Here is a 5,933-nt window from a genome sequence, read left to right on the forward strand (position 1 = left end):
ATCTGCGGATCAGGGTTAGTGGAAGGTTTTACCATCTGCGAAATCTGCGTAATCTGCGGATAGAAAGGTTTTTCGCTCTTACGTAAACATCTGCGAAATCTGCGTAATCTGCGGATAGAAAGGTTTTCCGCTCTTACGTAAATATCTGTGAAATCTGCGTAATCTGCGGATAGAGAGGTTTTCCGCCCATCTGCTCCCGTTTGGATTATACTCAAGGGCAGCGCCGCTGGAAGGTTCCCCAGACGGCAGGAGCGTATCATGCGTACATGGGTAACCCTGATCTTAGCGACCCTTGCCGTTCTTCTTCTAGCCGCCTGCGGCGGGACAAGCAGCGCAGTCTCTACGGACTGCACCGCCAGCATGGAATACATCGCGGATGTCACCATCCCCGACAACACCGTGCTTAAGCCCGGCGAAAGGTTTGTGAAAACCTGGCGGGTGAAGAACGACGGCACCTGCCCCTGGGAAGGCTACCGCCTGACCCTGGTGCAGGGCGACGCCATGACCGACGCCAACCAGCCGGTTCCCAAAGTTCAGCCAGGGGAAGAGGTGGAGCTTTCCATCCCCATGACCGCCCCTGCGGATGCCGGTTCCTACGCCGCCTCGTGGCAGATGGAAACTCGCTCCGCCGAAGGGTTTGGGCAGCTGATCGTTTCCATCCAGGTCGAACCCTAGTCTCCACGTTTTACTTGTGTCCATTCAAAAGGCCGCCCCCACACTTTGTGGGAGCGGCCGGATTGTTGATTTACGAGCTGCGCAGCTTACATGTGAATGGGGTGACCCATCGCGTCGTGCGCGGCCTCCATGAGCACCTCGCTGAGGGTGGGGTGCGTATGCACGTTGCGGCCGATTTCCGCAGGGGTCAGCTCCATACGCTGGGCCAGGGTCAGCTCCGGCAGCAGTTCCGAAACCTCCGGGCCGATCAGGTGCGCGCCCAGAATTTCGCCGTAGCGTGCGTCCACGATCACCTTCACGAAACCAGCGTAATCGCCCAACCCCAAGGCCTTGCCGTTGGCCTGGAAGTTAAAGCGCCCCACCTTGATCTCAAAGCCTTTTTCCCGCGCCTGGGCTTCGGTGAGGCCGAAGGAGGCCACCTGGGGCTGGCAGAAGGTGGCGCGCGGCATCATGGTGTAATCCAGGGTCACGGTTTCCACCCCGGCGATGCTCTCGGCGCACACCATCGCCTGGGCCGAAGCCACATGCGCCAGCAGCAGCTTGCCGGTCACATCCCCAATGGCCCAGATCCCCGGCACGTTGGTGGCCATGCGCTCGTCCACTTTGATAAACCCGCGCTCGTTCAGTTCCACCCCAGCCTTTTCCAACCCCAAATTGGCGCTGTTGGGCTTGAAGCCGATCGCCACCAGGGCCTGATCCGCCTCCAGGGTCTTTTCGCCGTCGGGGCCGCTGACCTTGACCACCACGCCGTGGTCGTTCTTTTCCACCGAAAGCACCTTGTGTTCGGTCAGCAGTTGAATGCCGCGCTTGGTGTACTGCTTGGCCAGTTCGCGGCTGACTTCTTCATCTTCCAAAGGCAGGATGCGCGGCAGCATTTCCACAATGGTCACCTGGGTGCCGTAGCTGCTCCAGATGGTGCTGAATTCCACGCCGATGGCCCCCGCGCCGATGACGACCACTTTTTCGGGGCGGGTGGTCTGCAGGATGGCCTCGGTGTAGCTAAGGATGCGTTCGCCGTCCACCTGCACACCGGGGATATTGGCCGAATAGGCCCCCGTGGCCAGGACGATGTTTTTAGCCTTCAGGGTCTGGGTTTTGCCCTCGGCATCGGTGACCGTCAGGCTGTCCTTGCCGGTCAAAAGCGCCGTGCCCATGAGCACATCCACTTTATTCTTTTTCATTAAGAAGCCCACGCCGCGCGTCAGCCGGTCTGAAACCTGGCGGCTGCGTTTGACCGCGGTGCTGTAATCGAGCTGCAAATTTTCAAATGAAAAGCCGAACTCTTTGCCGCGTTCCCGCAGGGTATGAGCCAGCTCCGCGTTTTTCAGCAGGGCTTTGGAAGGGATGCAGCCTACGTTTAAACACACCCCGCCCATCCACTGTTTATCCACAATAGCCGTCTTCAATCCCAACTGCGCGGCGCGAATGGCGCACACATACCCGCCTGGGCCGGCGCCGACGACCACTACATCATAATTGAGTTCTTCGCTCATGACACCTCTTCCTTTGCCGTCAAATGCGGGCGCATGGCAGCCGGAGGAGCGGGCCGTGCGCCTGTTTTGGATGCAACTTTCCATAGATTGTACTATGATGCCCCCCCTTTGCGCAACGCGCGGGTACGGGGTTTGATATAATACGGCATGCTTATGAACGCCGCCCCCATTCAACGCATTGCCGTGGCCTACCACCCCAACCTGCCCGAAGCCGCCGAAGAAGCGCGGGCGGTGGCTGGCTTTCTGCGCGAACGCGGGGCTGAGGTTCTGGAATGCGCCTCCTTATACGATCCCGAACTGCGCTGCCGCCTATCCCCGGGCAGCCATGATGTGCTCATCGCCATCGGCGGGGACGGAACCATGCTGCGCGCCGGGCGCTTTTGTGCGGGCATGGGGCTGCCCATTTTAGGGATCAACGCCGGCCATTTTGGCTTTCTCAGTGAAATTCCCCGCGATGGGTGGCGCGAACAGCTGCCCCTGCTGCTGGAGGGCCGCTACCGCCTGGAACAGCGCCTGATGCTGCGCTGCGAACATTGGCGCGCTGGTCAGCACCTGGCCCATTGGGACGCCCTGAACGATGTGGTCGTGTGCCGCGGCCAGTTTGTGCGCCCCATTCAGCTTCAGGCCTTTGTGGATGGGTATGAGATGGCCTCGTATGTGGCCGATGGCCTGATTGTGGCTACCCCCACCGGCTCCACCGCCTACGCCCTGGCCGTGGGCGGGCCGATTCTGCCGCCCGAAGTGCGCAACCTGCTCATCATCCCGGTGGCCCCCCACCTGTCGGTGGACCGCGCCATCGTCCTCCCCGAAGGGGTCAGCATTTCCATCCGCACCTACACCAGTCACGAAGCGGTCTTAAGCGTGGACGGGCATTTACCGGTTCCGGTGTTGGACGGCGACGAGGTGCGCTGCACAGCGGGCGACCGGCAGGTGTTGTTTGTGCGCTTCCAGGACCCCAGCTATTTTTACCGCAACCTTACCCGTTATATGGAACGCAACCCATCCAGCCGTGGAGGCGTATGACCGAACAGACCCCTGTGTCCACCCCCGCCGAAATCCAGGCCCAGGTGTGCTACAAACATCCAGACCGCGAAACCTATTTGCGCTGCAATCGCTGCGAGCGCCCCATGTGCAACCAGTGCGCGGTGCTCACCCCCACCGGCTACCGCTGTAAGGAGTGCGTCAGCGGACAGCAGAAAACCTTTGAAACCGCCAAAAATCTCGATTATGTGTGGGCCATCGTCCTGCCGCTGGTGCTCAGCCTGATCGGCAGCTACATCGCCTCCCTTTTGCAGTTCTTCACCATCTTCATCGCCCCCATCGTGGGGGTGATCATCGCCGAGGCGGTGCGCTGGGCGGTGAAGCGCCGCCGTTCCCGCATGCTCTTTCGCCTGACGGCGGGGGCCGCCGCGGTGGGCAGCTTGCCGCTCCTGGTTCTGACCCTGATCAGCTCGCTCTTTCTCCTCTCTCAGGGCGTGGTTTCTTTCTACTCGATCCTGCCCATTCTCTGGCAGGTGTTGTACGCTTTCCTGGTGACTTCCTCGGCCTATTACCGCCTGAGCGGAATTCAAATTCGCTGAGGGCTGCCGTTTTTTGGCAGCCGGAGCATAAGAAGACAGCATGTTAACCGAACTCCGCATTGAAAATTTCGCCATCATCCAGCGCCTGACGCTGGAATTTACCCCCGGGCTGATCGCTTTCACCGGTGAAACCGGCGCAGGCAAGTCCATCCTGTTGGACGCGCTGGAGGCCATTGTGGGCGGGCGGGTGGACGCCACCGCCATTCGCAGTGGGGCCGAGCGCGCCCTGGTGGAAGCCACCTTTGAACTGCCCGAAACCAACCGCGCCGCCGTGAACGCCGTTTTGGAGCGCGAAGATCTGCTGGACGACCCCCACTACATCACCCTGGGGCGGGAACTGCGCCGTGAGGGGCGCAGCGTGGCGCGCGTCAACGGGCGCAGCGTCCCCGTGGCCCTGCTGCGCGAGCTGGGCGCCTTCCTGGTGGATATTCACGGCCAATCCGAACACCTATCTTTGCTGAATGTACGCGAGCATTTGGGCCTTTTGGACCGTTTTGCCGCGGTGGAGCGCGAGGCCGCCGCCTACCGCCAGGCCTATCACAGCCTGGTGCAGGTGCGGCGCGAACTGGCCTCCCTGCGCCAGTTGGAAAAAGACGCCGCCCGCCGCCAGGAAATGCTCACCTTTCAGGTGGATGAAATCGAAAGCGCCCATCTGCGCCCCGGCGAAGAAGATGAGATCCGCAAGGAACGCGACCGCCTGGCCAACGCCGAAAGCCTGGCCGATTTGGCGCGCAAATCGCTGTCCGTGCTGGAAGACGGCGGCCCCGAGGCCCCGGCCCTTTCGGAATTGCTGGGCAAGGTGGTGCATTCCCTCAGCGCTCTCAGCCGCATTGACCCCACCCAAACCGAGCTGTATCAGACCGCCGAAGGGCTGGCCGAACAGCTCAGCGACATCAGCCGCGAATTGCAGCTGTATCTGGAGGGGCTGGAATTTAACCCGCGCCGCCTGGAACAGGTGGAAGAGCGCGTCAACCTGCTGGTGCAGCTCAAGCGCAAGTACGGCGGCAGCCTGGAGGCCGTTTTAGCTTTCGGGGCCGAGGCCCGCGCCCAATTGGAGCAGATTGCCAACGCTACCGAGCGCATTGAAGCCCTGGAAAAAGCCGAAAGCGAAGGCCTTCAGCAGTTGGCCCGCCTGGGGATTGCCCTTTCGAAGGCGCGCCGGGCGGCAGCCGAGCGGCTGGCCAAAGGCGTGGAAGGCGAATTGGTGGACCTGAGCATGCCGGGAGCGCGCTTTCAGGTGGGCATGGAAGTGCGCCCTGACCCCCAGGGGCTGCCCGTGGGCGAGGGGCAGCGCGCGGCCTTTGACGAAAACGGCTTCGATCAGGTGGAATTTATGATCGCTCCCAACCCCGGCGAAGGCTTTAAGCCGTTGGTGAAGATTGCTTCCGGCGGCGAAACCTCGCGGCTGATGCTGGCCCTGAAAAACGTCCTGGCCCGCGCTGACGCCATCCCCACCCTGGTGTTTGATGAAATTGATCAGGGCATTGGCGGGCGGGTGGGCACCGTGGTGGGTGAAAAGCTGTGGACTTTAGCCCGCCAGCACCAGGTGCTGTGCGTGACCCATCTGCCCCAGTTGGCCGCTTTTGGCGACCAGCACTACAACGTGCGCAAACTGGTGGAAGACGGCCGCACGCACACCGAAGTGCAAAAGCTGGAGGGCGACCCGCGCCTGGATGAGCTGGCCTTAATGTTGGGCGGGGTCAGCGCCGCCAACCGCAGCGCTGCGGAAGAAGCCCTGCGTTTTGCCCGCGTCCGCACCCGTGAAATCAGCGGCCAGCCCACCCCTCGCGGTTAACCCTTGACTCTGTGCTATAATTTCCGCTGATGAACGCCAAACGATTTTTCCTGGTTGTGACGGCTATGCTGCTGGTCGGGTTGTTGGTGACCTTTGCACCGGTGGCGGCCAGCCCCAACCCGCAGGTTTTTTACCAGACTCCCACCGCGGATGCCGACGGGCGCATTTTTTACGTCGTGCGCGAAGGGGACAGCTGTACCACCATCTTTTTGCTCACCGGCGTGCCCATTGAAACCCTGCGCGAGTTGAATAACCTGGGCGCAGCTACTAAAATTCTTACCAAATTATGAAAAGATGATGAATTCATTACTGCCAAAAGCGCAAGTAAATCATCAGGATTGTCGTTTTGGCAAAAAGCAGCAGGACCTTTATCAGCAAAAATGCAATTTG

Annotated in this window: 6 protein-coding genes; 5 read left to right on the forward strand and 1 reads right to left on the reverse strand. The window is 60.9% G+C overall.

Features of this window, described 5'->3' with window-relative positions:
• Positions 1–258 precede the first annotated feature (258 nt).
• Positions 259–675 carry an NBR1-Ig-like domain-containing protein gene (locus ADN01_RS14780; protein WP_082142563.1) on the forward strand — a complete coding sequence of 139 codons (417 nt, stop codon included), beginning with the start codon at positions 259–261 and terminating at the stop codon, positions 673–675.
• 86 nt (positions 676–761) lie between these two features.
• Here the strand turns inward: ADN01_RS14780 and lpdA are convergent, their stop codons facing one another.
• A complete protein-coding gene (lpdA, locus tag ADN01_RS14785; RefSeq protein WP_062416746.1) occupies positions 762–2,168 on the reverse strand; it encodes a dihydrolipoyl dehydrogenase in 1,407 nt (468 codons plus the stop codon).
• A gap of 153 nt (positions 2,169–2,321) precedes the next feature.
• On the opposite strand from lpdA, the gene ADN01_RS14790 reads away from it, so the two are divergent.
• The 4 genes from ADN01_RS14790 to ADN01_RS14805 are packed head-to-tail and all read left to right on the forward strand — an operon-like array spanning position 2,322 to position 5,833.
• Positions 2,322–3,191, forward strand: coding sequence for an NAD(+)/NADH kinase (locus ADN01_RS14790; protein ID WP_160318441.1), 870 nt, complete (start codon positions 2,322–2,324; stop codon positions 3,189–3,191).
• Positions 3,188–3,748 (forward strand): B-box zinc finger protein, encoded by a 561-nt coding sequence (locus tag ADN01_RS14795; RefSeq protein WP_062416748.1) that lies wholly within the window; start codon positions 3,188–3,190, stop codon positions 3,746–3,748. The genes ADN01_RS14790 and ADN01_RS14795 overlap by 4 nt, the downstream gene beginning before the upstream one ends.
• A 40-nt stretch (positions 3,749–3,788) precedes the next feature.
• Complete coding sequence (recN, locus tag ADN01_RS14800; RefSeq protein WP_062416749.1) at positions 3,789–5,543, forward strand: DNA repair protein RecN; 1,755 nt, start codon at positions 3,789–3,791, stop codon at positions 5,541–5,543.
• A 29-nt stretch (positions 5,544–5,572) separates the two neighbouring features.
• Positions 5,573–5,833, forward strand: a complete 261-nt coding sequence (locus ADN01_RS14805) for a LysM peptidoglycan-binding domain-containing protein (RefSeq protein WP_075071241.1) — start codon at positions 5,573–5,575, stop codon at positions 5,831–5,833.
• The last annotated feature ends 100 nt before the right edge of the window (positions 5,834–5,933 follow it).

This window comes from Levilinea saccharolytica (assembly GCF_001306035.1).
GTDB classification, from domain to species: Bacteria; Chloroflexota; Anaerolineae; order Anaerolineales; family Anaerolineaceae; genus Levilinea; species Levilinea saccharolytica.

Coding starts and splice junctions, on each gene's coding strand:
- ADN01_RS14780 (WP_082142563.1), top strand. CDS start 259: ATGCGTACATGGGTAACCCTGATCTTAGCGACCCTTGCCGTTCTTCTT.
- lpdA (WP_062416746.1), bottom strand. CDS start 2,168: ATGAGCGAAGAACTCAATTATGATGTAGTGGTCGTCGGCGCCGGCCCA.
- ADN01_RS14790 (WP_160318441.1), top strand. CDS start 2,322: ATGAACGCCGCCCCCATTCAACGCATTGCCGTGGCCTACCACCCCAAC.
- ADN01_RS14795 (WP_062416748.1), top strand. CDS start 3,188: ATGACCGAACAGACCCCTGTGTCCACCCCCGCCGAAATCCAGGCCCAG.
- recN (WP_062416749.1), top strand. CDS start 3,789: ATGTTAACCGAACTCCGCATTGAAAATTTCGCCATCATCCAGCGCCTG.
- ADN01_RS14805 (WP_075071241.1), top strand. CDS start 5,573: ATGAACGCCAAACGATTTTTCCTGGTTGTGACGGCTATGCTGCTGGTC.